The organism is Sphingomonas sp. URJC2 (genome assembly GCF_059803575.1).
Genome location: NZ_JAPFGX010000007.1, coordinates 35,573 through 61,967, shown reverse-complemented (window position 1 = coordinate 61,967; position 26,395 = coordinate 35,573). Strand labels below are relative to the sequence as shown.

The 26,395-nt window shown below is 59.6% G+C and carries 27 protein-coding genes and 1 pseudogene; 13 read left to right on the top strand and 15 right to left on the bottom strand.

The window, feature by feature from the left end; translation table 11 throughout:
• Window positions 1-141: 141 nt before the first annotated feature.
• Window positions 142-768, top strand: coding sequence for an outer membrane protein (locus OPU66_RS04930; RefSeq protein ID WP_498552485.1), 627 nt, complete (start codon window positions 142-144; stop codon window positions 766-768).
• 494 nt (window positions 769-1,262) lie between these two features.
• On the opposite strand, the gene OPU66_RS04925 is transcribed toward OPU66_RS04930, so the two are convergent.
• The 6 genes from OPU66_RS04925 to OPU66_RS04900 all read right to left on the bottom strand — a co-directional run bounded on the left by OPU66_RS04925 (window position 1,263) and on the right by OPU66_RS04900 (window position 6,149).
• Entirely contained in the window at window positions 1,263-1,838 is a 576-nt protein-coding gene (locus OPU66_RS04925) for a PEPxxWA-CTERM sorting domain-containing protein (protein WP_498552484.1), read from the bottom strand.
• Window positions 1,839-2,294: 456 nt separating this feature from the next.
• Window positions 2,295-2,639, bottom strand: a complete 345-nt coding sequence (locus tag OPU66_RS04920; protein ID WP_498552483.1) for a thermonuclease family protein — start codon at window positions 2,637-2,639, stop codon at window positions 2,295-2,297.
• A 3-nt stretch (window positions 2,640-2,642) separates the two neighbouring features.
• Entirely contained in the window at window positions 2,643-3,029 is a 387-nt protein-coding gene (locus tag OPU66_RS04915) for a type II toxin-antitoxin system HicB family antitoxin (protein ID WP_498552482.1), read from the bottom strand.
• 27 nt (window positions 3,030-3,056) lie between these two features.
• Entirely contained in the window at window positions 3,057-3,626 is a 570-nt protein-coding gene (locus tag OPU66_RS04910; RefSeq protein ID WP_498552481.1) for an SOS response-associated peptidase, read from the bottom strand.
• A 75-nt stretch (window positions 3,627-3,701) separates the two neighbouring features.
• On the bottom strand, window positions 3,702-5,357 hold the full coding sequence (locus OPU66_RS04905; protein WP_498552480.1) for a hypothetical protein: 1,656 nt from the start codon (window positions 5,355-5,357) through the stop codon (window positions 3,702-3,704).
• A gap of 615 nt (window positions 5,358-5,972) precedes the next feature.
• Entirely contained in the window at window positions 5,973-6,149 is a 177-nt protein-coding gene (locus OPU66_RS04900; protein WP_498552479.1) for a hypothetical protein, read from the bottom strand.
• On the opposite strand from OPU66_RS04900, the gene OPU66_RS04895 reads away from it, so the two are divergent.
• The 3 genes from OPU66_RS04895 (at window position 6,148) to OPU66_RS04885 (ending at window position 8,976) form a co-directional block, all read left to right on the top strand.
• Window positions 6,148-7,737, top strand: coding sequence for a hypothetical protein (locus OPU66_RS04895; RefSeq protein ID WP_498552478.1), 1,590 nt, complete (start codon window positions 6,148-6,150; stop codon window positions 7,735-7,737). The two genes, OPU66_RS04900 and OPU66_RS04895, sit on opposite strands and share 2 nt — an antisense overlap.
• Window positions 7,738-8,243: 506 nt before the next feature.
• Window positions 8,244-8,561 carry a type II toxin-antitoxin system MqsR family toxin gene (locus OPU66_RS04890; RefSeq protein WP_498552477.1) on the top strand — a complete coding sequence of 106 codons (318 nt, stop codon included), beginning with the start codon at window positions 8,244-8,246 and terminating at the stop codon, window positions 8,559-8,561.
• Window positions 8,554-8,976: a type II toxin-antitoxin system MqsA family antitoxin gene (locus OPU66_RS04885; protein WP_498552476.1), complete on the top strand. Its 423-nt coding sequence runs from the start codon at window positions 8,554-8,556 to the stop codon at window positions 8,974-8,976. The genes OPU66_RS04890 and OPU66_RS04885 overlap by 8 nt, the downstream gene beginning before the upstream one ends.
• An 865-nt stretch (window positions 8,977-9,841) precedes the next feature.
• Here OPU66_RS04885 and OPU66_RS04880 read toward each other — a convergent pair.
• Entirely contained in the window at window positions 9,842-10,030 is a 189-nt protein-coding gene (locus OPU66_RS04880; RefSeq protein WP_498552511.1) for a hypothetical protein, read from the bottom strand.
• On the opposite strand from OPU66_RS04880, the gene OPU66_RS04875 reads away from it, so the two are divergent.
• The 3 genes from OPU66_RS04875 to OPU66_RS04865 are packed head-to-tail and all read left to right on the top strand — an operon-like array spanning window position 9,944 to window position 10,975.
• Window positions 9,944-10,447, top strand: coding sequence for a type II toxin-antitoxin system Phd/YefM family antitoxin (locus OPU66_RS04875; RefSeq protein ID WP_498552475.1), 504 nt, complete (start codon window positions 9,944-9,946; stop codon window positions 10,445-10,447). The genes OPU66_RS04880 and OPU66_RS04875 overlap by 87 nt on opposite strands.
• Window positions 10,447-10,584 (top strand): hypothetical protein, encoded by a 138-nt coding sequence (locus OPU66_RS04870; RefSeq protein WP_498552474.1) that lies wholly within the window; start codon window positions 10,447-10,449, stop codon window positions 10,582-10,584. Before OPU66_RS04875 ends, OPU66_RS04870 begins: the two co-directional genes overlap by 1 nt.
• Before the next feature lie 55 nt (window positions 10,585-10,639).
• Window positions 10,640-10,975 (top strand): helix-turn-helix domain-containing protein, encoded by a 336-nt coding sequence (locus tag OPU66_RS04865; protein ID WP_498552510.1) that lies wholly within the window; start codon window positions 10,640-10,642, stop codon window positions 10,973-10,975.
• A gap of 46 nt (window positions 10,976-11,021) precedes the next feature.
• Here OPU66_RS04865 and OPU66_RS04860 read toward each other — a convergent pair whose 3' ends face one another.
• The 5 genes from OPU66_RS04860 to OPU66_RS04840 all read right to left on the bottom strand — a co-directional run bounded on the left by OPU66_RS04860 (window position 11,022) and on the right by OPU66_RS04840 (window position 17,336).
• Window positions 11,022-11,339, bottom strand: coding sequence for a hypothetical protein (locus OPU66_RS04860; protein ID WP_498552473.1), 318 nt, complete (start codon window positions 11,337-11,339; stop codon window positions 11,022-11,024).
• 10 nt (window positions 11,340-11,349) lie between these two features.
• A complete protein-coding gene (locus OPU66_RS04855; protein WP_498552472.1) occupies window positions 11,350-12,570 on the bottom strand; it encodes an ATP-binding protein in 1,221 nt (406 codons plus the stop codon).
• 772 nt (window positions 12,571-13,342) lie between these two features.
• The gene (locus OPU66_RS04850; protein WP_498552471.1) at window positions 13,343-14,452 is read right to left on the bottom strand and encodes a replication initiator protein A; all 1,110 of its coding nucleotides are present in this window, start codon (window positions 14,450-14,452) and stop codon (window positions 13,343-13,345) included.
• Between the two features lie 641 nt (window positions 14,453-15,093).
• Window positions 15,094-16,134 carry a ParB/RepB/Spo0J family partition protein gene (locus OPU66_RS04845; protein WP_498552470.1) on the bottom strand — a complete coding sequence of 347 codons (1,041 nt, stop codon included), beginning with the start codon at window positions 16,132-16,134 and terminating at the stop codon, window positions 15,094-15,096.
• A 53-nt stretch (window positions 16,135-16,187) separates the two neighbouring features.
• Window positions 16,188-17,336, bottom strand: a complete 1,149-nt coding sequence (locus OPU66_RS04840) for an AAA family ATPase (protein ID WP_498552469.1) — start codon at window positions 17,334-17,336, stop codon at window positions 16,188-16,190.
• Between the two features lie 944 nt (window positions 17,337-18,280).
• On the opposite strand from OPU66_RS04840, the gene OPU66_RS04835 reads away from it, so the two are divergent.
• The 4 genes from OPU66_RS04835 to OPU66_RS04820 all read left to right on the top strand — a co-directional run bounded on the left by OPU66_RS04835 (window position 18,281) and on the right by OPU66_RS04820 (window position 22,283).
• On the top strand, window positions 18,281-18,868 hold the full coding sequence (locus OPU66_RS04835) for a hypothetical protein (RefSeq protein WP_498552468.1): 588 nt from the start codon (window positions 18,281-18,283) through the stop codon (window positions 18,866-18,868).
• Window positions 18,869-19,075: 207 nt separating this feature from the next.
• Window positions 19,076-19,555 carry a helix-turn-helix domain-containing protein gene (locus OPU66_RS04830; protein ID WP_498552467.1) on the top strand — a complete coding sequence of 160 codons (480 nt, stop codon included), beginning with the start codon at window positions 19,076-19,078 and terminating at the stop codon, window positions 19,553-19,555.
• A 472-nt stretch (window positions 19,556-20,027) separates the two neighbouring features.
• The gene (locus OPU66_RS04825; protein WP_498552466.1) at window positions 20,028-20,597 is read left to right on the top strand and encodes an acyltransferase; all 570 of its coding nucleotides are present in this window, start codon (window positions 20,028-20,030) and stop codon (window positions 20,595-20,597) included.
• Window positions 20,598-21,776: 1,179 nt separating this feature from the next.
• Window positions 21,777-22,283 carry a hypothetical protein gene (locus tag OPU66_RS04820; protein WP_498552465.1) on the top strand — a complete coding sequence of 169 codons (507 nt, stop codon included), beginning with the start codon at window positions 21,777-21,779 and terminating at the stop codon, window positions 22,281-22,283.
• Here the strand turns inward: OPU66_RS04820 and OPU66_RS04815 are convergent.
• Window positions 22,280-22,393, bottom strand: a pseudogene (locus OPU66_RS04815) (IS5/IS1182 family transposase); the annotation flags it as partial. The gene OPU66_RS04820 and the pseudogene OPU66_RS04815 overlap by 4 nt on opposite strands.
• Before the next feature lie 615 nt (window positions 22,394-23,008).
• Between OPU66_RS04815 and OPU66_RS04810 the strand changes: the two are divergent.
• Both OPU66_RS04810 and OPU66_RS04805 read left to right on the top strand, forming a co-directional pair.
• On the top strand, window positions 23,009-23,359 hold the full coding sequence (locus tag OPU66_RS04810; protein ID WP_498552464.1) for an antitoxin Xre/MbcA/ParS toxin-binding domain-containing protein: 351 nt from the start codon (window positions 23,009-23,011) through the stop codon (window positions 23,357-23,359).
• 4 nt (window positions 23,360-23,363) lie between these two features.
• Window positions 23,364-23,858, top strand: a complete 495-nt coding sequence (locus OPU66_RS04805; RefSeq protein WP_498552463.1) for an RES family NAD+ phosphorylase — start codon at window positions 23,364-23,366, stop codon at window positions 23,856-23,858.
• A gap of 593 nt (window positions 23,859-24,451) precedes the next feature.
• On the opposite strand, the gene OPU66_RS04800 is transcribed toward OPU66_RS04805, so the two are convergent.
• Both OPU66_RS04800 and OPU66_RS04795 read right to left on the bottom strand, forming a co-directional pair.
• A complete protein-coding gene (locus OPU66_RS04800; protein ID WP_498552462.1) occupies window positions 24,452-25,738 on the bottom strand; it encodes a type II toxin-antitoxin system HipA family toxin in 1,287 nt (428 codons plus the stop codon).
• On the bottom strand, window positions 25,735-26,355 hold the full coding sequence (locus OPU66_RS04795; RefSeq protein ID WP_498552461.1) for a helix-turn-helix transcriptional regulator: 621 nt from the start codon (window positions 26,353-26,355) through the stop codon (window positions 25,735-25,737). Before OPU66_RS04795 ends, OPU66_RS04800 begins: the two co-directional genes overlap by 4 nt.
• Window positions 26,356-26,395: the final 40 nt, after the last annotated feature.

Genomic DNA, 26,395 nt, shown 5'->3' with positions numbered 1-26,395 from the left:
AAGCCCGATCGAACGTCCGGGGGCACCTCTGCCTCCCCTAAATGCCTCTAAATTGGACATAAACGTTCTTGTTCGTGCGCACGATAAGCGCATATCGACGCGCGCCTGATCGAATTGATCGGATCAAATAGAGGAACGATAATGAGAAAGATCCCACTCTTCGCCGCGATCGCAGCTGCCGCCGCTGCCCCGGCATCGGCACAGAATTTTGAAGGCCTCAGGGCAGAACTGCGTGGTGGTTTTGACCGGGTCGAACTGAGCGCCAGCGCCCTCGGTGATGACGTCAGCGGCGGGGAAAACGGCTTCGGCTATGGCGTGGAATTCGGCTTCGATAAGAAGGTGGGCTCGAACGTCATCCTCGGTGCTTATGTCGGCGGCGACCTATCCAGCGTGGGCAGCTGCAGCGAAGTCTTCGGGCTCGATGAAGCATGCTTGGAGGCAGGGCGTAATCTGCAGATTGGAGCGCGGGTTGGGGTGACCGCATCTGAGAAGATCATGGTCTATGGCAAGGCCGGGTATAGCAATGGCCGGATCGACTTCAGCTACAACGATTTCGAAAACATCCTCACCGACTTCGAAGACAACATCGACCGTGACGGCTTCCATGTCGGAGCCGGCGTCGAGGCAGCCCTGAGCAAGCGGTTTTTCCTCAAGGCCGAATATGTTTTCACAAGCTACAACGGCGCAGAGTTCGACCTGGGAGCGGATGAGTTCAGCATCGACGGCAACCGCCATCAGGCGCTGCTCGGGGTCGGCCTCAGGTTCTAACCTTTCGCGAGGCAACGATGCGGGTGATCATCCACCGCACTCATCGCGCCTTGTAAGATTATCTGGGTCGATTTGACCCCGCTAAGGACAGGATCGTCCGTTGCCACGCAAGGACGATCCTGTTCATTGGCTTGTAAAGGCTCCCGATGATCGCAAACGGTGTGTTCAGGCCACGATGGGCCAAGGCAACAGTTCGCGGACAGCATTAGCGGGATGACCTGCGGCTTGGGTCAGAACCCATTGATATGTGGTTCGCGATCTGATTCAGGTTCCGTGAGGAGATGCGGGTGTGCGACCCGACACGGCTGACTGACGAGCAGATGGAGCGCATGCACCTGTAGTTCCTCAAGAGCCACGGCAAGCCCCGGATTGATGACCGACGGGCGTTGAGCGTCATCTTCTTCGTCAACCGTGATGGCCTGTAATCGACCCGCGTCGATCTGCTCGCGGTGGCTTCCCTACCGATTTGCCCATGGCAGGACATCGGACGCGGCTTAGTCGAGAGCGACGGCGCGGCGGGTTGAACGGCGAGCCATCGCGCCGATGGCGCCGAAACCGCCGATCATCATGGCCCATGTTGCGGGTTCGGGGACGGTCGCAAACTGGTAGTTCGTCTGCCAGAAGCCGCCGGGGCTAGCGGCGGTCGAGACCCTCACCTGATTGGCGACAGGGGCGGCGGAAAACACGTTGTCGATCGTGGCGAACAGGTCGTTCTCGGTGTCGATCAGGTCTTCACCGCCGACCGTGCCGAAAATCGTCATGCGGTTGAGTGCGGCGCTGTATTCGACCGTGATGTCAGTCGGCAGCACGGCGCGCCGCCCAAGCGAGATCGGCGCGTTGACGATGGTGAAGTCGGAGGTCGTGTCAGTCACGCCCAGCCGCATCAGGCTGAAGGTGATGAGCCACGCCCGGAGAATGTCCGACCCTAGCTGGGCGGGTAGAATCTCTTCGCTGGTCGGCGCGCCTATCCGCGTCCAGCTATCCGAACTGATCCCGAAGCCTGAAAAGTCAGCCGCCTGCGCAGGCACCGCCGCGAGCGCGGCCGCTGCAAGCAAAATCCCCTTGAACATGTGAACACTCCCCTTTGGTGATGCCCTGTTTACAAAAACCGGCCGTTAAATGTCTTGCGTGAAAAGCGCCGGATCGGACGAAGCGGCTGGGCGTGTCGTTTCAGAACAACCCCAAACATTCCCAAATAATGCGCAGACTCCGCCCGCGTATCGTGCCCCCGTTCGACAACCGCCCAGCCGCGATGCGCGAGAACGAGAGGTCATATGGCAGACGATACCGCGGACGCGTCGCTTGAACTGACCGAGGACATGGAACTCGATCAGGCCGACGACGCAGGGGGAGGGGACGCTTCGCCAGCGTCGGGGGATGGCGAGAACTCGACCATTCTCGAGATGCGCGCCCGGATCAAAGAGCTGCAACGCACGTCGAGCAGCTCAATTACGGGGTCAAGCCGCAGACCGTCGAGCTGGGTCCGAAGCCCACGGTTGCCGGGTGCGACTACATTAAGAGGTGAGCTATCGCCGACATTCTCGCGTCCAACGCTGTTCATACCGACGCACCGCATGGCCTCCAGCGATCATCGCACAGGCAAGGTTTGTCCGACCGACATAAACCTTGGCAAGCGTTCTGCCATAGCGATCACGGCCAACCCGCTGGATCCTCAAATCTCGACCGGCAATCATCTGCTCGAGCGCGCGCTTGCTCGCCCGACCATCGCCCGGCGTGCAGATCCGGTTTCGCGGACACCGCCGCAGTTCAGGTGCGTCAATGCCGGCAACCCGGATACGCTCGGCGCCGCAGCGCAGACTGTCGCCATCGGTTGCAACGCAAAGAGCTAAAGCGAAGAGCGCAGCAAGCATCGATTAGCCCTGCCCAGCCAAAGCCGCGCGAACGGCATTCGTAATGAAGGCGTGGCGATCACCGCTCACCCGATCGATCGCTGCGATCAGCTCAGCCTCCAGGCTAAGTTCAAGGCACACATCGCGGCCGGGACAATCCGCCCGCACAAGGATTCGGCCAGCCTCTTCAAGATCCTCGTCCAACTCAACTTCATCCAGAGTCGACGGCACCGGGACAGGTTCGCCAAACCGCACCATCACCGCCAAATGACCAGACAGAGCTTCCTCGGCGTTCAGCGCCGCCTCCTGCAGCGTGTCACCGGCAGACACGCAGCCAGGAAGATCCGGAAAAATCACCCCATAGCCGTGATCCCCGCGCTCAATGAGCGCTGGGAAATACACAATCGCCATCTATCAGCCCCTATTGCCCTCGCCCCCTTAATCCAGACGCATCAGCTGCGACGGATAGGGGGCGGCAAGTGAAACGGCCTCGTCCATAGGCCCCCTAAGCCAGACATCGAAATCCCCATCATGGAGGATGACCGGCATTGCCTTTGGATGGACCGGGCGCACCAGCTCATTGGGCTCACACGTCAAAAAGGCATAGGCCCCACCCTCCTCGGTCGGGCGCCAGACACCCGCGAAGGCAAAGATCGGCCTGCTCGGAACAGAGAACCACCGCTTGATCTTGTGGCCCGCCGCCCCTTCCCATTCGCAAAACTCACTGGCGGGAACGAGACAACGCCTTTCAGCACGGCCAAGCGCACCCCGCCAGAATGGACTGGCAAGGTTGCGCACATTAGTCACCGGGGCGCGCCCGGCTGGCGGCGGAGGGAAACCCCAGCGCATAATCTCGACCTTCCGGACGCCCCCCTCCGCTCTCACCACCAGCGCTGGCGACTTGGGATACAGATCCTTGGCGGGGTCCAGAGAAAGCCCCTGCTCGACCGCATCAAAGATCCGCGCGACCTCAGCAGCAGGTTCGCGCAAGCGATAAAGGTTGCACATTCAAAACGCCTCACACTCGTTCGCCGAGACATAGCAGTCAGGGCACAGTCTGCGCTGCTAAGAACCGAGCGCCGCCTATCCGAAACGCGCGCCCGTCAGGTCAGACCTGGGCGTGTTCACAAGGATAGCCCGATCAACCAGCGCCTGGGCTGGCATGGCATGAAGATCTTCAGCATCCCCAAGCGACCAGCCGCTGCTCTGACCCAGATCCCGGAGAAACGGCCCGCGCAGCAGCGCCTCGGGTCGAGCCCCCCCGGAGGGACCGGCCGATGATGTACGGATGACCTGGTTTTCCTTCACAACACCTTTGGTACTGCCCTGCGAGAGCACCCTCCCCGCGATGTTGCCACGCACCATCACCGTCTCTCCCGTACCAAACATCATGATCGAGTTTGATCCGCCGTCCCCGCTGGTGACAGCTGCTGGTCGGACGGGCTGACACGAGGACGTGTTGCACTCGATGAAGTAGGAGGTGTTCGGCCCGCCGAGTTGCGCAAAGAAGCCATTTGCCGCGTGGAGGTTGTTGAAAACAACGCCGCGCATGGACGCCGCCTTTCCATCCGCGCCCGCATGCCCCATCGAAAATATCAGGAACATCGTCGTTGGGTAGACCGTCTGGCCCAAATCGTTCCGACCGACCTGCGTTTGACGACAGGTGAGTATGTTGTTCTCAATGACTGTCCGGCTCCCCCACCCCTCGCGGACCGCATCTGATCCTCCAAGAAACTGGATGAAGTCGAAATGAATGTCCTTTGCCTGATCGACGCCCCCGCGATGCAGGTTTTTGTGGATGTAAATGAAGAGGTCCGACGCTGTCGGATTTGCGAGCTGCGGTGACGAACGGTTGGTCCAACCGACGTTGATCTGAAAACCAAATTCGCCACTCTCACCGATGTCGTTCCCAGTGAACTCGAAATATCCGCGACCTCCAAAGTTGCAGACCCGCCGGATTTTCGAAAACGTACAATGGCGAACGATCAAGCTCTCACAAAAGTCGGCGTTGAGCGCTCGGATCCAGCGTTCTGATCCCACGGGTCTCGCTGCAAACTCCTGACCGAAGCGGCAGCCTTCCACAACCACCCGGCTTGCACTCGGCCCCCTCGCACCCTGGTTGAAGATACCCTCAAGGGCCAGATTGGCAGTAGCATTCTCGCCGGCAGCATTGTTCAGCGCGACAAAATCGAGCCCGCGGAAGACGAGCCCGCTCCCCTGCCCTCGCCAGATACCCGTCACCTTCACGATCGCCCCCGGTGCCGGCTCGATAACGCATCCGCCTCTCGGCCCCCATTGCCCACCAGACTGGGTATAGTCGGCACCGAGCTGCCACGCCCCGTAAGCACCTGACGCAAGCTGCAGGCGGCACCAATCATCTGGATAAGCAGCACTCAAGGCGCGGATACGCGCAGTCATCTCATCCACGGACGAGACAATCACGCTGCGACCAGGCCCAAACGTATCAGGGACGACCGGATCCCATTTGTTGGCGTTGATCGTAGCAACAATCACGTCCCGCTCGGCACGAGCGGCTGGCGACAAGCGGCCGAGATCTCCCGACGGGATCGAAAAGAGCGCCGCAGCCCGGCGCTGAACCGGTGCCGAGCCCGCATCGATCCCGCCAGAATCAGCAGCCCCACTCGCCTCTGCACGCCCCCGGAAAACGTCGCCCCGTCCGGTAAGGGCAATCGCAGCAGCCAGAGCGCCAGAGACGACCGCCCGCCTCGTGTGGATCATGACACGCAACCCTCCCCGCTTCCTGATCGTCAGTTGCAGGCCTGTTTCGCATTTCGGCCCGCCTTATGCCGCGACACAAGCCCCTCCCCTCAAAACCCAGCGCATAAACAGCGCTGGCGACTGACCCAGGACCAGACAGTGAACGGGTTGCCCCTTCGGCAGCAGTGACAATGCGATCATGTTCGCTCCCCTTCTACCGACACACCCTTACCACGTCTTCACAGCGTCGATCCCGGTAGTAAGTCACCATAGATCAGTCGTTTTCGTGTCAAAATGGATCACAGAAAACAGGTATATTGGCATTTCAATGAACACAATCTAGCAAACGCCAGTCTTGTCGGCTGCGTCTCGTTCTTCTGATTCGGCCAATACATGCGTAAGGCCGTTTATCACCCAGATGGGTGATAGAATCATATCGGCCAAGCGCCGACAGTCTGTCGTTATGTTGCAATCTTGATTTTGGTTTAAGGGGGTATGATGGTTTCGGGGTTCCATCTCTAGACGGGGCAGTCGACGGATCAGCCCGAAAGCTGGTTCGACTCGTCTTTCGTGCAGCTGAAAGCAACCCGTGATGCTGGACGCATTGGCATTCTCGATGCCGTGCAGGTCCATGTGTCACGCCGACATATCAGCTTGATGCGGCGCGGATGACTCGAACGGCTTCGCCGGCCGACTGCCCGCGTGGGCGATTTTGCCCCGATCGAACCAGGCAGTGACCGCGAGCTTAGCCGAAAACCCGAATTTTTCGCTGTTTAGCACCTGTTCCAGGTCGTGTTGCTTGGGGAATTCCATGAAGCAAGAGGCGATACATCCGCTCGAGAAACTGGCAGCAAAAGGCGTGCCGCAGGTCGCAGACGCTACCCTCGTCGCCACCGCATTTTGCTTTTTTGCCCTGCTTCTTCCGCTCACCGTAACGCCGGTGATCCCATTCATTGACCTCTATGACCACATAGTCAGATACTGGGTACTGTCCCACAGCACAGAGCTCGGCGAAATCTCAAAGAGTTACGCTGTGCAGTGGCGGCTAACTCCGAACCTGGGCATGGATGCCCTTGGCTGGATGCTGCTCCACTACGTTGAGCCGCTCCGTGCCGCGAAGATCATTGTTGCCGGTTTGGCCCTATTTCAAGTCCTGGCCGTGACGGCCTTGGCACGAGCCCTCGGCGCACGCAGTCTTATCATCCCGATCATTGCAGCTTCTTTTCTGGCATATAGCTATGTATTGAACTGGGGATTCATAAACTTTCTGCTGGCCATGTCGCTCTCCTTCTTTGGCATGGCTGCATGGATCTTATTGCGTAACCGATCCCTGACCGTTGCGGTGTCCGGTGCCGTCTTTGGGCTGCTGGTCTTCCTGTCTCATGGATTTGCCTTCTTTCTCTATGGCCTGACACTCGCCTCGCTCGAGCTCGGGCGCTGGTGGGCCGCGGGTGAACGGCTTCCGCGCCTCGTCCAAGGTCTGTTGCTCATTGGAACCCAGGCCATCATTCCGGTCGCGCTATTTCTGGCAGCGGGCACGTCAGATTCCGGGGATTCAACAGCGGCGCGGATCGCGGCCACGTTTCAATCTGACAAATGGGTCACCCGACTATGGGCCGAGCTTTGCTATCGCCTGAACACAATCGTCAGGGTGGCAGAAAGCCCAAGCGAGCAGTTTGATATTGTTGCAATCGCAACCCTTGCGACTGTGATTGGAGCAGGATTTCTCTCTGGCCATCTTCGGTTGGCCCGAGCTGCTATCCCAGCCATCGCGGCGTTAGCGTTGATGTGTGTCATCACACCGCCGGCGCTGTTCGGCGTGGGCTTTGTTGCAGATCGCGTGCCGCTCCTGCTCGCATTGATGTGCTGTGCCGCGCTCCAGCCCCCCCCTTCAACCAACGGCCTGATGCCCATATCGGCCGTGCTGGCGGCGCTCCTTGCGGTAAAATCCGCCATCACGGCCATCAGCTGGTCAGAATATCGCCAGGACTGGCTCACAGCCTCTGAAGTCCTCTCTAAGGTGCCCGAGGGCGCCATCATGCGGCCGGTCTATGCCATGACCAGCTACCGTGGCGGGGACGAAGGCAGGCGCTGCCAGATGTACGCTCCTCTCGCGCTCGCCTACCAAGGAGTGCACGCCCCGCTCTTTGCAGATCCGTTCAAGCAGCCGCTGTCTCTCCGGGGAGACCTAGCCAAAGTGGCAGTCGCTGAGATCCGAAACCCCCATTGGCTCGAGCGTCGTGGCGAAGCAGCGGTCGCGTCCGAAATTAGGCAAGTGCTCCGTATCCCAGCGGTCTCCCACGTCTTCGTTTGTGGGGAGCTCGCCCATGTCGCGACCTCGTATCGCAATAGGGTGGTCGCGCGGGCCGGCAACTTCGTCCTGCTGCGGGGCGGCACATAGCGCCTTGCGCTAGCCAGCCTTCAAAGCAGCCCTGCCCTCCGGAGCGAGAACGTTCCCCCGTTAGCGAATATCAAATGGTCGAACAGCGTCACGTCGAGCCGGTTACCGACGAACGCGAACGCCTGGCTTATCGACCGCGTCCCGCCCCTCGCTGTGAGGCCCTTTTGCCAGTCGGCGATCTAAGCCAAACACACGCGATGAGCTCTTTGTCATGCGCACGCACCAAATGCGATCCGCTGTTGCCGGACAGGAAGCCCTCTTCGACCATACGGAGCTTCTCGTCAGGGGACCGGCGCTCACCGCCCTGAACCCCTCCGAGAACCTCAGGACGCAAACAACTCCCAGGATTGTTGTCGGTCATATGCCTCATTCCCACACAGGTGTGAGGTCCTGTCGGGCCATCTTGGGGGCCGCTGAAAGCCGGGACGGTTCGATATGCAGCACGGTCAGCCTGCTGATGGACTCCAATCTCTTGAAAAAACACCACAGTGGTGTTATCTGGGATAATGACTCAAAAGCGAAAGCCGACCTATGACATAGAAGCGGTCAAAGCCGCTTTCTCTACAGTCGAGAAACTTAATGTCACAGGTTCCGCTCTGAGAGGAGCAGCATCGCTTGGTTTCAGCCGAAGCGAGATCGTTACAACTATACAGACAATCGAGCGACGTCATTTTTATAAGTCTATGACATCATTTTTTGATCATCGGGTCTGGCAGGACGTCTACCATGTTCCCTCTGACCAGGGGACTTTGTACATCAAACTGACAGCCGATGCCGTCACAGAGTTTTTGCTTCTGTCGTTCAAGGAGAAGGGCAATGACTAACCCCACCTGCCCGCACACGGGCCGGCCGATGTTCCGCGACGTTCGGCCGATCACGATCACCTACAAGGGGCACGAAACTACCTTCGACATGCCCGGCTGGTATTGTGATGCAAGCGACGAGAGCATTCACACCGGTGACGACATGAAGGTTTCGGATCGTGCCTTGAACCGGCTAAAGGCGCAAGTCGAAGGCCTGCTCGAGCCCGAAGCAGTGCGTCGGATCAGGAAGCGCTTGCATCTCACCCAGAAGGATGCGGGCCGCCTGATTGGCGGTGGGCCCAACGCCTTCCAGAAATACGAGAGCGGCGACGTGGTTGTCAGCCATGCGGTGATGAGTGCACTGTTGCTGCTCGACAGGGATCCATCCGGGCTTTCGGTTTTGAAGCAAAGGGCGCATCGGAAGGATGCCGCATAGGCTTATTGCAACTGCCTATCCGCGCGGCCGACCACAATCTTCGGCAGTCTCACTGCATGCCTAGATGACCTTCGATTATACGGGTCTTTTTCAGGCTCCCGCGCCACGCCATGAGTCGATCGTTGAGTGACTCCATCTCTTGAACCGAAAACGACGGCTCCAAAAGATTTTGCAGGAGAAATTAATCCATATTGGACCCGTCCCGGGCTAATGGTCTTGAATAGTTGGATCCCGTTTCGCTTCTTATCTCGAGGCAAGACCCCGTCTGAGGAATCGAAAAATGTGCTCTAATCGGACCATACCCGATATTGGATCCAAAACGAGTCCAACCAGGTCCAAACCCGTCCAAATCAGAGAGGAGCTGAGGGTCATCAGCGACATTCTCGACCTTCAGGGGCAGCGCCTCGCTGCCTGCTACGTTTCGATGGCAGCGGAACAGCTCGAGGGTGGCGAACTCTATACGCCAGGGCTTGATCAACAATGAGAATGAGAACAGCCTCGCCCTGATCGCGCTTTGGTGAGCGCCTGGCTGTACCGATGGAAAGCTCCCCCCTTGCCGCGGGCCGCCTCTCTAAGCGCTATCTCGATCTCGACCAATGGGGGGATCCCAAGGGTTTGCTTGATCCCCTCAAGCGCACGGCGTGCATAGCTTTGCCGATATGTCCGCCTGGCATTCTCATGACAAGCATGCCGAACCGGGTCCAGCACGGCACGCCAAAACTCGTCGAACGGCTCCCTCGGACCATCTCCGGCAGCCCAGGCGACAAGCAGAGCAAAGCGGAGTGCAGCCGTCGGTTCCAGGGGTCCCTCCCCGCACCGCTCAGCCGCATCAGTCAGCGCCACCAAGGCTCGGAAAACCAGCTCATCACGTCCGATTCGCATGAACGGTAATTAGAACATAATCGGAACATTGTCTTCGCCCCGGCAAACGGGGATTTAGCTCTATGGCAGGCGCTGACCCAAGAGCGTGTGGAAAGAGTTCGTCGATCCGCGATGCCGGGCGACCATCGGCGAAGCTTGTGAACGTTGCGGTCGGCCAGGTGCGCGAGTTGATGCCGATGAGCTTGCAGTTTTCAATGAGCGTGGCGATCACCGCCCAGCTGTCGCCGCCCTCGTCGGAGGCGGCGAACAAGACGTTCTTGCGATTGCATACCGCATCGGCAAGCCTCCTGCTGATATCCTTAAGTCAAGCGCGCTGTATGACTATCTACATAGTCAGGAGCATGCCATGGTCGCGATCAGCCTCGCAGACGCCAAAGCCCATCTGAGTGAGCTGGTCGACCGAGTTGAGGCCGGCGAGCCGATCGACATCACCCGTCGCGGCAATCCGGTCGCACGGCTCACCGCCGTGGTCAGGCCGCGCGAGCCGATCTATGTAGCGCTGCTCCAATCGCTAACGGCGACGATGCCACCCCAATCCCAGAGCGCGGCCGATCTCGTGCGGTTGATGCGGGATGGCGACCGCTACTGATGCTCTATCTCGACAAGTCGCTGATCCTCGCGGCGCTCTCCAGCGCGGCGATGACGCCGCGTGCCCAGGCCTGGCTGGCAGAGCAGGATCCGGCGCAGCCGGCGATTTCCGAGAGGCCGATTAGGCTTGGACGCTAGGAGGAATGCAAGCTTCGTGCTACATATTCTCGGCAAATGTAGCGCGAAAGTGACAATGCCTACCCCTCACACCCCTCCCGCAGCAGTTCGCCGAAGTTTGCGTAAGCTCGGGGCGGATATCCACGATGCCCGCCGACGCCGCAAACTGCCTATGGCAGTCGTGGCGGAACGCGCCTTCACCTCCCGCTCAACCCTGCAAAAGGTAGAAGCTGGCAACACCAATGTGAGCATCGGCATCTATGCAAGCGTCCTCCAGGCCCTCGGTTTGCTTGAGGGGCTCGCCCAAGTCGCCGACATCGGCAACGACCGGGTCGGCCAGGCGTTGGCCAGGGCCGACCTTCCCAAGCACGTTCATCTGAAGCGTCCGGCCGGATCCTCCCGCGATGGCTGACTTCAAGGTCCACATCGATCTCAACGGTCGCACGTGACCGATCGGATTAGCGAGGAGCAACCGTGTCCGTGGGACGGAGACGGTTCTCTTCGTGTGCGACCGTAAGTGGTTGGATAACCCGGATCGCTTTTCTCTGGAGCCCGCACTCGCATTGACTCGTGGCGCGTTCGCTCCTCCTGATGGCCTTGCGACCTTCGGCTGGATCGGCGACTCCGTACCAGATACCTGGGGCCGCCGATTGATGCAGCGCGCCGAGCGTCGCTTCGCCAACCGCAAAGGCCACGCAGTTCGTCTGCTCGCCGAAAGTGACCACCTGCTTGGGGTCATCGCCGAGAAGCAGTGAGGTGTTGTCGATGATCTTCATCGGCTTTTCCTCACGCCCAGAGACACGATAGTGGCGCAGCTGCCATGCGGTCTCCGAACGGCACGACGTCCGTGCTGTCGTAGAGGACAGTGCCAAACGCAAATCGGTCCCCACATGCCTCCGCCAATGCTCGTAGGCCCGAGAAGTCGCTGGCCTTGACCGTCGCACTTGCCTTCACCTCGATGGCGGCAATCATGCCGTCATCGCGCTCAAGCACGATATCGACCTCGCGCATGTCCCGATCGCGGAAATGATGTGGCGTCAGACGCAGGTCTGAGGCCGTCATCAGCTTCAGCACTTCGGAGAACACGAAGCTCTCGAGCAGCGCGCCAAACGCTCCCCGATCCGCTTTTATCCGATCAAAAGTCAGCCCGCGCGCGGCGGCGAGCAACCCGGAATCAAGGAAATGCAATTTGGGCGTCTTGACCAGGCGCTTGAGTGCATTGGTGAACCAGGGCTGCAGGGTCGCGATCAGGAATACCTGTTCGAGCAGACCGACATAGCGCTGACCGGTCCTGTGGTTCACATTAATGCCGCTCGCGAGCTGGGAATAGTTGACGAGCTGCCCGGAATGTTCAGCCAGAAGTCGTACGAATTTCGGGAGTTCGGTGAGCTTTTCCACCTCGGCGATATCGCGAAGATCACGGGTCAGGATCGAGGTGAGATACGACCGCGCCCAATCTTGTCGCCGCCGTTCGCTGTCACGGCTGATCGCTTCAGGAAAGCCGCCGCGCAGTGCCAGTTGTACCAGATCATCGCCGACGATCGCGTCGCTCTGGCTGCGCAAACTCCCCTCGAACAGACGTTCCAGAAAGGTCGGCGCTCGGTTCTCGATTTCCGCCCGAGCCAAAGGCAGCATCCGGATGGTTTCCATCCGGCCAGCGAGGCTGTCGGAGACGCGCGGCAAGGTCAGTACATTGGCCGATCCTGTGAGCAGGAAACGGCCAGGTCGGTAGTCTTCGTCGACCGTCTTCTTGATCGCCAGCAACAGATTCGGGGCACGCTGGATCTCGTCGATGATGGCGCGATCCAGACCTCGGATGAAGCCGGCTGGATCGGACTGGGCAGCTTCAAGGACGGTCTGGTCGTCGAGGGTGCTGTAGGTCCAGCCGGTTTCTCCCATCTTTCGCACCAGCGTCGTCTTGCCGGCACGGCGCGGTCCGACGATGAGGACGACCGGCGTGTCCGCAAGCGCCTCCTTCGCCCTCTGCTCAATAAATCGCTGGAACATGCCATCTCCGGTTACCGGCTGATTGATACTATCGGCTCCGGCAGATTTGTAGTCAACGGTTCGCTGATTGGCAGTGTGGGCATATCCATGAGGGGTTTGACGGTGGAAAGTCTTCCCTTGGGGCCGCGTCTTGTCTCTGCCGCATCCCCTCACTGGGCAGTCTCCGCAACGTCCCCAAGAGAGAAAGAGCAAGCCGGTTATGCCGTGGCCGGATGAAAGCTGCGATAGAAGCTTCCGGCACCCGCGCTCTGGTTCCTCGATGTTGAAGCTCTCTGCAATGCTCCCCGGCCATCTGGTGTCACCGGCGGGTCGCAGCTCTATTTGCGGAACATGGGGCGAAAACCGGCCATGGGGTTATCCGTCCCTGCTCCCGTCGCTGTGACGCTTCTTTACCCACATTCACAAAATCCGAGCCGTTAGACTCTTTAGTGGAAAATTAGATAGTTAGAGTTTGAAGCAGCCCTCGTAAGCCCCTGATCTATAACCATTTGGCCTCACTAGCGCGTTCCGGACATGTCGTTGAATCGTTCCTGATGTGTCGGGGAATGCGTTCCTGATGTGTCGTTATATAATTCCCGAAGTGTCGAGGGGCGTTCCGGATATGTCGATGGCTCCTTACGCAGGACGAAAACGCCGATCGGATTGAATCAGTTTTCACAAGCGTCCGTGGAATGTCGTTCAATCTGGATGCCGGGGTCGTGCCTTTGATGTGGTTGGGCTTCGCGATTGCATCCCGCCCAAGGCCGAACACGACACTTCGGGAACGGCATGGCTATCGCAGCGTGTGCTTGTTGGCTTCATGATAACGGCGCACCCAGCCAATGAACGCATTTTGATAGCTCGCGGGTGTGCGGGATGGGTCCTCGGCCAGCCACTGCCGGAACAACTGGTGCAGATTGTGGTAATCCCATCCCGGGCATTCGTGGCGGAGGTGCTCGAGCGTCTGAGGCGTCAAATCAACCGTCCGCGGTAACGGCTTTGGCTGGGGCGACGCAGGCCCCTCCCCTGCCCTGTTACGCTGCACCTGGACGCGTGCCTGGCCGGCTTCGCTCCGCCGCCTCATTCGTACCGAAGGTTCGCGCTTGCCCTCCGGCTGCTCGATCTCAAGCGTGTAGCCAGGAAGCTCGTCGCGATCGGCAATCTTCAGGATTTCGAATTTGAACCGGCGGTATTGGCCCTCTGCCCCCGATTTTTCGAACAGGGTCGGCATCGAGATGGCAAAGCCCCCCTCCCCTGCCCCGCCGGCGTGTTTACGGGCTACCTTGTACAGCCAGCGCTCGCGTCCGCCTGAGATGTCAAAATATGCGCGATCGATCGACAGGACGCCGCCTTGCATAAGGACGCCCTCATAAAACCAGTTGCTGAGCTCAAGCGTCATGCCGCGCGACCGCTCGGTTTTTTCGTCCACCAGCTGGGTCCATCCGTCCAGCCAGCTGAAGGTCGCTTCGCGACGGTTCTCTGCACGAATGTTTGTCTTGACCGTCGTTGCGACCAGCCGGTCGAGCGCCTGAGCCAAGAGCTCATAGGCCCGGCCTGTCGTTGGCCGACCAATTGCCCGGAGCAGGTCATATGGCATCAGGTGGAGCTTGCGCGGGATGTCATTCAGACCGCGACGTGACATGTCGGCAAGCGCTGAGGCGCAATAGATCAGGATGTCCGCATCCCAGATCGTTGCCATCCCATAGTCGGGGTTTGCCGACACATGGACCCATAGCTTGCCGTCCGGAGAGCGGTAGTCGATCGGCTTCACCCGCTTCGATTTTGCAAGGCTGAAGAAGGGCCTCTCCATCATCTCGCGCTGGTCACGAAGCGGAAGATCCGCAAGGTAGGGGAGGAACAGATCGAACTGTTCATTGCCCTTTTTGGGTTCGGTGCTGGTCATCGATGCCTCGGTGTTTCCCCGGGGAAACATGCATTCCATGTGTGGTTCTGTGGCGTTCCCCGGGGGAAACAACCGTCAGTGGGGGGACAGAGCGGGGGAGGGGTGTCCTCTCGGGAGACGCCCGCTCGGTGCATGCCAGCGGCTCGGCAATAGAGAGGTGGGATCGAGGAGGCTGGGTGTTTCCCTAGGGAACCACATCGCTCTTTATCCAGGAATGTTTCCCCGGGGAAACACGATTGATAGCGCCCACAGATCCTCGGATGTTTCCCTGGGGAAACATCTCGCCGGCGTACGCCAGCAAGTTGTCGACCCATCCGAGGAATGGCGGCAGGGGCGATTTTCTCGGGGGAGACGCGTCGCGTCGCGCCCAAGGATGTTTCCCCGGGGAAACATTGGCGATGGAGGCGTCGTCCTAGGGAATGTTTCCCCATGGACACATACACTCGGGGCATGGTGAAAGCCGGACGATGCCACAAGAGCGCAGCGAACGCCGCATGTTTCCCCGGGGAAACATGCGGCGCCAAACCCCGGAATGTTTCCCCGGGGAAACACCCTGTCCCGGGATCCCGCGGCTTGGGATCACTCTTCATCAGCCATCTGCAGCCTGCCGCGAGGACATCGAATGTTTCCCCGGGGAAACATCATTTCAGCCTCACAATCGCGTTGTCCTCCAGGTGCGTCAGCAGGGCGCGAACCGCATCCAGCAGCTCGTCGTTGCTCGCGCCTGAACCTGCATGAAGCCGCACTGTCACCCCCTGACGGTTTGTCGACTGGAGGCTAAGCATCGGTCGCCCAAAACTGCTCTGGACCGACCACGGACTGGCCTTCCCGCTCTCTGGGCCGGCTGGTGCCGACAGCAGCTGGCTAAGCACCTCCGCGAAGGGCAGGGGAGGGGTGCCTCGCTCCCGCCTCGCGGCTTGCTCTGCTGCAATCGTCTTCGCCTGCTTCCTGATCGCCTTAGCTGACACTGGATCTTCCAGCGCCTGCGACAGTTCATAAGCCGGCTTGAGCTGGACGTCGGCCGGGGACGCAAAGGCCGCAATAATATCGTCCGGGATTGAGGCCACCTTGAGCATTTTCGACAGCCAACCCTTCGACAGGCGAAGCCGCTCGGCCATGCGCGTCTGATGGCCGCCGTAATGGGCATGAAGGGCAGCCGCATAGTTTTTGGCGCGCTCCAGGTCGGACACGTCCTTCCTCGCCCGGTTCTCGATATCTGCCAGCCTGAATGCCGCCTCATCGTCGAGATCAGCAACCTGAGCCAGAAACATCATCTCAGGCCAGCTGTTGGCCCTCAGCCAGCTGATGGCGAAGTGGCGCCGCGTACCAGCGATCACCTCGAACTCATGGTCCGGATCCCCTGATATCCGCCGCACTACGGCAGGAACCTTCTGACCGCCTTCCGCAATGATCGAGTCGATCAGGTCGCGGACATTCTCTTCGGTCAAATGCGCATAGCTGCGCGCATTGCCTGTCCACACACGAACACGTTTGGGGTCGAGCAGATGCTGCGTCACCTGTCTGACTTCACCCGATGCAACGCGCGCAAGCGCCGCCTCGCGCCCAAGCAGGGTCATGCCGCGCGCACGAGCCGGGCGTTCGTCAACCACTGGGGGAGGGGAGGGGGCTTCCTCTTCCTCGCCCAGCAGGTCTGCAAGATATTTGGACTGCTTACCGGCCATGATCATTTCCAGCAGGGATAGGGGCGGGGTCAGAGGTCGAGGCCAAGCCGATGTCAGGCTGCGTCACGAACGATCGCCTCTTCGCTTACCGGGGTGACGCGTCCCCAACTCGCGCGCACCAGCTGTTCGACCTGGCCCAGTGCCTCATCGAGATTTGCCTTGCAGCGCTTGTGTGTCCGTGGCGTCCCGATCGGCTTTTCCAGCTCGTAGATCGTCATCATGCGCAACGCCGCGTGGCTGATTTCCGCAGAATCCAGGATCGGAACCGGGAGGAGGGCCGGCCCAAAGCTCTGCTCCATGATCGCCCGCACCATCGAATGGCTCGGGTCGTTGCCGTCATATTTGGAGCAGATCAGACGCACAAAGCTGTAGCTGACATCGATGCCGGCAGAGCCGAGCTGCTGGAGCACCTGGTCCATCATCGAAAGGAACTGCACGGTCGAGCAGAAATCAGGGGTGGTCGCTGCAAGCGGCACCAGCAGGGCATTGGCGGCCTGCATGACTGCCAGACTGATCGTGCCGAGGGCAGGGGGCGGATCGAGCAGAACAATGTCGTAATCGCGCGCGAGGTCCGTCAAGCCCTGCTTGAGCTTCCGGAACCGCGTCGCGAGCACTGCCTTCCCGTCCGCTCCCGCGGCTGCGAGTTCATACTCCACATCAAACAGCTCGAGGTTCGACGGGATGAGATCGACGTTCGGCCACGGGGTCTGCTTGACCGCATACAGCAGATCAGCCTGTGTCGGGTCGATCGAAAGATAGGGGTAGAGCGTCTCTTCGCGCGTGATCGCAAAATGCGGGTTGAAACCGAATAGCGTCGTCGTCGTCGCCTGGCTGTCGCAGTCCACGACCAGCACCCGGTAGCCCTGGATCGCGAAATAATGCGCCAGATGCGTCGTTACCGTCGACTTGCCTACACCGCCCTTGAAGTTCTGGATCGCAATGATCGCAGGGTTGTCGAGGGGCGCGCGGGCAGGGGAGGCGCCAAGCACCGTCCGCATGTTGAGGAGTTCTTCAACGGTGTACCCAAGCCGCCGGCCGCTGTCGGACGCAGGGGCGGGTGGCAGTCTGCCATCTTCCTCGGCCATCCGGATGCGATTGGTCGAGCAGTTGAGAAGAGCCGCAGCCTCCGCAATGCCGAACCTGACATTCAGGCCCTTGCGGCTGTCGGGCAGGAACGCTTTCCTGCGCAGCCGCTCGACCATGCGTTCGCCTGCATCAGCAAGTTCGCCAATTCTGAGCGCATCTGAGTGAAGCACGACGACATTCCCGGCTGTTGAACCTTTTTGACGATATACTCGTAAAAGTTGGTTCAAGCCAAGCGGTGATTGTCAGCCGATATGAGCAACTGCGACCAGCCACCGGCGGCAAGGCGCGTTTTCTGTCTTCACCGTCCTTGTCTGGTGCCCGCTTCTCTACCTTAACGGGCCTCGCATGGGACCGGCAGAGAGAATGCAAGCTCTGTTACCTGCAGCACTGCGACAGAAAGTGCCGCGTGTAATAGGTTGTAAAGCCATGGAGATTTGGAAAGAGAAGAAGAAACGAATGTTGGGGCTCTGGCCCCGTGAAAGGAAGAAAATTTCTCAACGGGCGCCTCACTCAAATGAGGACGTTCAATGCTCCAAACATTCAATTCCGAATTTACTGTTCATTTGCCGAGCCGTCGGTCGAACACGGCGCCTGCCGACCCGGTATGCCGACTGCTCTCACTTGCGGGCGTCAAAGCACGACCGACTGGCTATCTACCGGGATATGGCGAAATCTTCAGCCTGAAGGGATTGCCAATCCGTCTCGTTCTTTGGGATCCCGCACGCGCGATTTCACATCGACCTGGCGAGACGTACGAACTCGCTCGTCGGCTTGGGGCCACCGTCTTGGCTCTGCATCATGAGTCAAACTGCACGAGCGATTTGCCACTTACGGCTGATCTTGTTCTGCATGACCGTGACTGGGACATGCGCCTTGGCTTGGTGCCGGCGGTGCAAGGGTCTGATCTGTTGCTCGTTCCAAAGGCAGGTGACCGAGAAGTATTCCTCTTTAACGCGACGGGTCTGGTCCCGCTCTCAATCTGGCCATGGCAGACCCCCGAGGATTGCGAACTCGCCATCCTAGCCGCCGCGAGAGACCTTGATCCGGACGCGAGGTATTCATGATGCAGCCACGCCGATCCCATGCCCGCCGGCGCGCGCCCGGCTTCATGAACCCCTTGGGGCCGATGAAGAACCTCAGCTACATGCGTCTGCGCCGAAACTATAACGGGCAGGATAATGATCTCCGTAGCTATTTTCTGAGCAAGGCACTGCTTGATCGGCCACAAGCCAAGGTCGATGGTGCGTATCCGGCAACCGCTGTGGTGCTTCCACCGGGCTCGCCAGGCGAACTTATCGACCCGATGGTGCTGATCGAGCGGTTTTATGCCGCTCTTCCCGCACGCGAAATGTACCTCGCGGGCCAATTCACGATCTACTCCCCCGATGCTGTGAGCCTTTGGGACGAGTTTGATCGTGCCTATCAGTTCGCGAGAACCGAGATCGCCGATCGGTTCAATGTGCCCTGCATTCTCATCCAGCACGCGCCATTCCGCGCAGGCGTTCCAACACCGCCGCACGTCCATATCCTCGCGCTCATGCTCAAGCTCGGGCCCCTGGGCTATACCGCTCCCCAACGCATGTTGTCGGTCAACTGCGCCCAGGCCGTTCTGAAGCGCCACTGGGAGAGGTTTGGGCAATCCCTTTAGACGGAGGCAGGTCGCGCCGGGAGCTCACCCCGGTTCCAACGGGCCCCAGCTGGAAGGGCACGCGCAACCTGTCCATCGACGGGTCCGGGGTGATGCGCCCCGGACCCATAGAGGAGTTGGAATCGAGAAAGTCGCCAGTGCCGGGAGAAGCCTCCGATCGGTTCTGTGTCTAAGCCTACATCTCCTCAAAAAGGGTGCGCTATCCAAATGATAGCGGCACCCTATACCCCGAATGGGGTATGTGGCCGATTGTCATTGCTGCTACTGACCGCGCCCGGTTCGCGCCCGTATGTCGGGTTGATCTTGTTTACATCCCGGTTAATAGCGTGCGCCGGTCATTTTGCTGAGTCCTGTTGTTGGGGTTCGCGGAAAGCTTCTTCATTTGCCTATATGGATCGTCATCCAAGCCGTTCGCATCAAAGCCGCAGTGTGAAACCGGGGTCTGCGCATGTCGATCTGGCTCTTGACTTCCTTGGGCGTCAGATCCGCTCGGCGCGTTTGCAGCAGAGTATGTCGGTCCATGATGTGGCCACACAGGCAAATGTCCTGCCAGCGATTGTTGGCCGATTGGAAAAGGGCGATCCCTCAGTTCCCATAGGAGCGCTTGCTCGCGTCCTATCGGTCTTGGGGCTCAAAGGCGCCCTTGCCCAGCCAGGCGAGCGGGCGCCGCTGTACCTGTCAGAGTAGGGCGCCAGAGACCGCTGTATGGCCGTACAGGGCCCTCGTCATTTCTTGTCCATGACGCCGCGTCCGGTCGCGCGGCTCTGAGCGTCCGGCAAAGACGTATCCGAAATGGATCCAATCGGGCTCTGTTCCACTTTTGAACATGTGTCTGCGCCAGCTTGTAAGTGAGGCTTTGTTGGTCAGTCCGCCGACCTCATCGCAAACCCAGAGTAAATCGTCGTTATATCAATAGGATAGAGGTCGTCGGTATGGCCGCAGAGCGTCGGGGGCAATGCGCTGGGGTTTGGTAGTGCAACCAAGTATATCAAGCTTTCTATTACTTGTGGAAATATACCCCTTTGGGCGTTTGATCGTTTTCCGTAGCGTCAACATCTCGATTTCCAAGCTGCCGTTCTTTGCCTCTACCCAATATGGGGTATTGAGACAGTGCGCCTGGGCCCTAAATCGCCCAGTCTCTCTCGGCTGGAAAAGAACAATGAACAGGTTGTCGCACAAGCTGAACCGAATTCTCATGCGTCTTCAGGCGAGCAGTCTCGTCCCCAAGCGATTGAGAACTGCAATGCTGAACATGTTGGGTGCGAATATCCATCCAACGGCGTCGATCGACCAAGGCGTCTTCATCGGCGATCCGCGAAAACTCGTCATGGGTCCGCGCAGCGCTGTCAGCATCAATAGCATTCTCGATGGCTGCGACTTCATTATCCTCGGTGAGAATGTGCGCCTTGGGCCGCACTGTGTACTCCTCACCGGAACGCACGAGATTGAGGCAAGCACCTTCCGGCGAGATCTGTATGCACCGATCGTGCGCAAGCCGGTCGTCATCAAGAGCGGCTCGTGGCTTGGGGCGTGCGTGACCGTCCTGCCGGGCGTTGTCATCGAACGTGGCTGCGTTGTTCAAGCTGGTACGACCGTTACCAGGGACTGCCCGGCCAATATGCTCGTTGGAGGACCGCGGGAGCAGCTGATCAGAGCGCTTCCCAGCGAGCCCGCCGCTTCTGGGTCTGTTGTCGAGCTCATTCCCCGAAAATACTCGGTCGGAAACTGACCCACTTGGGTGAACTGCAAACGGCAAAGCGGAAAGGCTCTTAGAGCCCGACTATTAATATTTGCCGTCAAAAAATATTTTTGCATTCGATCTCATGCGCAGCAACCCAAGAGATATATATCGACGAGAGGCGCCGATGGTTATGGTTTCGGCGTCTCGTCTGTACATCGTCACCTGACTGATGTGCCTGTCATCTAGCCCACCAAACTGGGGGCCGACCCGAGGGCGGTCCCCATTTTTTTGCACCTTTTCCCAAAACAAGGCGATATCGTCCAATCGTGCAGGCCAAGGGTCGGCGATCAACGGAAACCGGCTGCGCCGGCAGCCGACCATCATGTTTCAGGCACCGCCGCAGATCAGCACCTACCTGTTCACGGTTGGCGCCGTCTTCATCGGCGTGACCGACAGCTTCTCGCAGACCGACAAAACATCCCGAAGCAGCCTCGTTACACTACCGCCAATGCGTTCGTGCAAGTTCGGCCGGTCTGATTTCGGTCAATGCCACCAACCTTCTCGATGAATTCGCTCTGACGGGGATCGAAGAGGACCGGATTCCGGCATCGGGGATCGTTCATGGGCGGTTGGTCACCGAACGGCCCGTGTCGCTTGCCGCGCCCCTCGGGAGGCGCACAAGGAGCCGTGCAGCCATGGGTTGCGTGAGTGACGTCCGTCGCCGCCGTTGGCTGGGAACAGGGACCCTCACGCCGGGACCAAAGCGCTGGCGTGGGGCGTAGCCGGGGCCCTTATGACAGGGGCGGGGCTTTGTCATGGAGGTCAACGTTTCCGGCCGGTCTTATGAAGGATCGCTGCCGGCATTCATCAGTCTGGCCGGCCAGCAATGCGGTCATGGCGAGGTGGGCCGCCCGACAGTCGATCTTCGAGCGACCACGACGCGCAACGTCTGGGAAGGGCTTGTCTTGAGTGACAGTTTGCCGGGGCGGAGGCTCAGAGGCCGTTGTTCCGTAAAAATCGCCCCATCGAAGTCACTTAGCGGCCATCGGAACGGAAGCCGAACAATAGACTTAAGGCATCATTTTGCGTGTAGCGGTCAGGCAGAGTGTCATAATCGACAAAGACATTGGAAAGACGTCTCTTTTTAGTCTTCGCCTCTTGGCGGATTCATCGGATTCTGCCATTGAGAATGATAGAACAGACAGGGACCTCTTGGAGCTGACACGCATGGCTGGCACCACGCTTAACGTGGCTAAAATCATGGATCGCCTCCATGAAAGTTCGACCAGGCCGCGCTACGCCTACATGGTCTTGAGCTTGCTTGCGGAGAGGGCAGGGCCCGAGGGCAAGGTCGGCCCGGATGTCATCGACGACGATCAAGAACGCCTGACGCTGCGCGATTTCATCGGTAAGCGTTTGGCGCGACTGTCCGGCTATCGGACCCGGCGGCGTCGGCTTGAGCAGCGGATCCGCACCGAGCTCGCTGGCAAGCTACCCGAGGATCTCTTCGAAGCCCAAGCCATCGTCGACCGCCATGTCGAGGAGCGAGTGCGGCAGACAAGTGCTGCCAACTTCAGCCGCGTGTTGACCGAACTTGAGAAAGCGGGGCTCGTGAACCGCTTCTACCAAGGCTATCGCACGAACCATGCGAATAGGGGAGGGCAACGCCACCTCGTGTGCGTGCTCGACGGAGATGTGTCAGCGGCCCTTCGCACGCGCGACCGGTTCATCTAGGCCGTAGACTGATAAAGACGGATCCACAGCCGCATTGAGGCCGGTTGAACCATGGCGAGGAAGTTCTCGGCCAGCTTGTCGTAGCGGGTGGCAACACTGCAGAAGTGCTCTTTTTAGCTACTTCTGGGGCTCCGTACTGCCCAGCAGCCTTTTTGCACCCTCCAAGATTTCCGGGTCTTCGGGGTATTTTGCGGCCAGGCGCACAAAGGCCATTCCCATCGCTCTCCTGGCTTCTGGCGAGGATACCGTTTGGCGATCTTCGTTCTCTTTTCGATCCATAGGTCCAGCTCCCAGCGTGATGCCCCGTGCGCGACAGCGCATTTTGTGCCTCGATACCCGCGGGTTACCCCTTGTGAATATGTCGGACAGGTAAGCCAGCCGAGCCTATTGCATCCCGCTTATCGCTCCATACCCCATACGGGGGATGGGCTGGCGGGTGATCCGCCAGCCTTCGCGATAACCAACTGAACAGCGACAAAGGCGACCGGCCTTTCGTCCCTGATTTGTCTCTCTCCCGCCTTCGGCGAACATCTTTCAACAACCTCGTTCAGGTCGTTCTCAGAGCGCGAGGATCGGCATCACGCACAGGCCGTGTCGAGAGACCCCACCCGGTGCAATCGCGCTGCAAGTGGTCGTCCTGTGACCCGCGCCGGGGCCAGCCATGCGGCAAATTGAATGCCGCACAAAGTGACGCTATATAGCGTCAGATTATATGGAGCATGGCAATGGCGATCCAGAACTATGCTGAAAACGGCGCATTCGCTCCGCGCAAGATCGTCGATGCGCTGCGCACCACCAGCGACGAACTCGCGCGCTCGCTGGGCCTCGGCAAGGATGCAATCCAGCGCAAGGACAGGATCGCGTCCGATCGGACGCAGCGCCGCCTTCGCCAGATGGTCGAGGTCCTCAACAAGGTCGAACCGCGCTTCGGGTCGGCCTTGCTGGCCTATGCCTGGTACCGCTCGGAGCCGCTGCCGGGCTTCTCGGGCCAGACCGCAATGCAGCTCGTCCAGAGCAATCGGGCCGATGACGTGCTGACCTATATCGACGCCGTCGACGCCGGTATTCACGCTTAGGCGCATGCGCTTCACCGGGCTGCTCTACCGCGCCCACAATCCGGCCTGGTCCCGCGAACCGCTCTCAGGGGAGGGGGCTGCCCGATTTGGCGGACGTTTCAATCGCATGGGGCGCCCTGCGCTCTATACGTCGCTTGCGCCCGAAACGGCGCTGCGCGAGGCCAATCAGGTCGGCACGTTGCAACCGACAACCCTTGTTGCCTATCAGGCCGATATCGGGCCCTTGCTTGATGGCCGCGACCAAGCCGCGCTCCAGCCTTTCGGCATTGCGCCAGCGGAGCTTGGCGACCAGTCTTGGCGGGTTCGGATTCTCTCAGGAAAGCCAGTGCCGACGCAGGATCTGGCCGAGGCCGCGATTGCGCAAGGCTATGTCGGCATTGTCGTGCCGAGCTACGCCCGCGGCGCTCCCGCCGACGCTCTGAACCTCGTCCTGTGGGACTGGGAAGGGCGCATCACGCTCGTTGATGACGACGACCGGCTTGGCTTGCGAGCTCTCTGACTTCTGCCGGTATGTTTCGAACCCCCATGGTCGCTCTTGAGGTTTGGCTTGCACTGGCATAAAGATTGGTCACCGCACGGCGGCTGCGCCGCGTTGTTCGATGCCTGGCGGTGGTGGGTCCAAGAGCAGCGGAAAACATGGGAAAAGCCCGGCTTCGGCCGGGCTTTTCTATTCGCGGCGAGGCCACACAAATGCGCTCTCCCAGCCGGCGGCGCGGCTCCCCGAACGGCCGGGGATAGGCACTGCAAATAGGTAATGTCGCGGTCGCGCGCTGTGGTCGCCTCACGTGGCTGAGAGCTGATGGGCGGGCGAACGATGATCATGCGGCAGCACAGGCAGATCTATAGCCGGCTACAGACGTTGCGCATGACTGAAAGCTGATCCTGATCGGGTCAATCCTGATCGATATCCGGCGCGCATTCGATTGACGTAATGATATTCTCTCGTCCTAAATTGTGTCGGTCGTTTATGCAGTCATTATGGATACGCGTCGGAGGTTAGGGTAACAGGCTGCAGCCCCAGGCGACCTGTTGAGTTGGTTGATGCCAGAAATGCGTTCCCCCTTATACTCAAGGCCGGGCGTCCCGCGTGCTTTACCTCTGCCGTTCATTCACCTGGGTGAGCAGTTTGAGCAGGCGGACACTGTTCTGTGTAAGCGCGGCATCAAAGCGCTTGCTCCAATCACTCTCCACATGGCGCGCCTCAGCCAGGGGCGCGATGATCGGAATCAGCCGTTGTTCGATGAAGCGTCGTGCTGGGGAACCAATGAGGCCGAAATCTGCCAACAGCGCTGCCAAGTCTTCAGGTGTAATGGCATCGGGACGATCGGCGTTTCCGATCTTGAAGGACAGATTGTGACTGTGCGCGTCACTTAGCGTGATTGGCACAAGGTCATAAAGGGGAGCCAGTCGTGGCGCTGCGCCGCGCTCATAGAGCAACGCGTGATTTTTTGCGTGATTGTCGGTGTTTCCGATGGCGAGGTTGAAGATCGTCGTACGCAAGAATGTATCGATTGCGAGTGCTGGACCCTCTGTCTGGCGAAGAACTCTCGCGATCGCTGATGTGTCATAGCGGTAACCTGGGCGGCCTTCGCGCTCATATTTTAGACGGGGTGGAAGGCCAAGTGCCTGCGCGAAATCCTCCTGGTGTCGCCGATATACCGTTCCATCTGTCACAACTCGGTCGAAGCGGGTCGATAGGATGACCTCATATTGGTCGACCCAGAAGGAACGGGACGGCGCGGCTTCAAGTCCAATATGATTGGCAAGGCTCGCGCAGACTGCTTCGTAAAAGGCTTCACGCGGAAATGTGGTCTCGGGTACCTTCAGAATGTGTGTCGTCGGCGCACCCGATCCAAGCTTGGGGACCGCAAAGCGTTCACCCGGCAGAAGCGTCAGCGCGATTTTGCGCTGATAGCCGGACACAGGGGATGGATCGCGCAGTTCTCCCGGAAGCGGCTGATCATTGCCGAGACGACCAACGATCTCGATGAGTTGGCCAGTATCGATCACGTCATAATCGCGATCGAGGATGCCAGGGAACTTGACCCTTTCGGCTCCCGTGGGGAGACACGACAGTGCGCCGGACAGATCGGCACCGAGATGAAGCAGGATGCCGACAATATCGCTGCGCTCCAGCCGCTCGCGAGCGATCAACTGATCGAGCTGGTCATTCTCAGGCAGCAAGTTTTGAAAAAACGCGCGGGCGATGCGGTCGCCATAGACTTGCTCCGACAGCGGCAATGAAAGCGAGATGGCATAAGCGGCTGCTGTGTCGAGGTAGCTCCGCGCATAGGAAAAGGACAGCTCGCCCGCATCGCTGCGCGCGAGCTGCCCGACCGGTTGGTCGAACGCCTCCAGCCAGACATCGAGCGTGGTCACGATTGGCGCGGATGCGCAAAGAGGTCGATGCCAGCGGCAACACAGCATCGGAGCAAGCGCTCGGTTTCGACGCTGCCTTTTCCTGCCTCCAGTTCGGAGACAAAGCGACGTCCGACCCCAGCAATATCGGCGAAACGCTGCTGATTGAAGCCGAGCCGCACCCGGGCCTGTCGCACGAGATTACCGATATCGGCGACCGAGGTGACTATAGTGCCGGCCTTGTGGTGCTCGCTTGGGGCTGGGTCGATTGGCGTCGCGTACGTTAAAAATGACGATGGCGTGGGCGGGGGCGCAGGGCGGCCGTGCAGGATCGGGGCAAGCGTTGATCGGCCACCTCCGAGAATGTCTGAAATCGCGGCTTGGACATTCCCAGGGCGTCCCTCGACGCCCCGCACCCGCTCCGTCTTTTTCGGCGAGCTTTCATCGGCGTTGCCGAGATTGACCGGTGATGGGTGCGAACGCTTTGCCACAATATGCTCCTGAGCGGGATCAGATATGTCGTTTTGCCCTATCTGACAAGAGCCGCGATCCCGTACGGTGTCATACCCGATTGAGAACCGCTCCTGTACAGGAGCATTCCGGGCAAATGCGAAAGGCGACGCTTCAATCGTCACCATGAGATGGCGGGGATTACGGCCTGACGGACATGGGCAATAT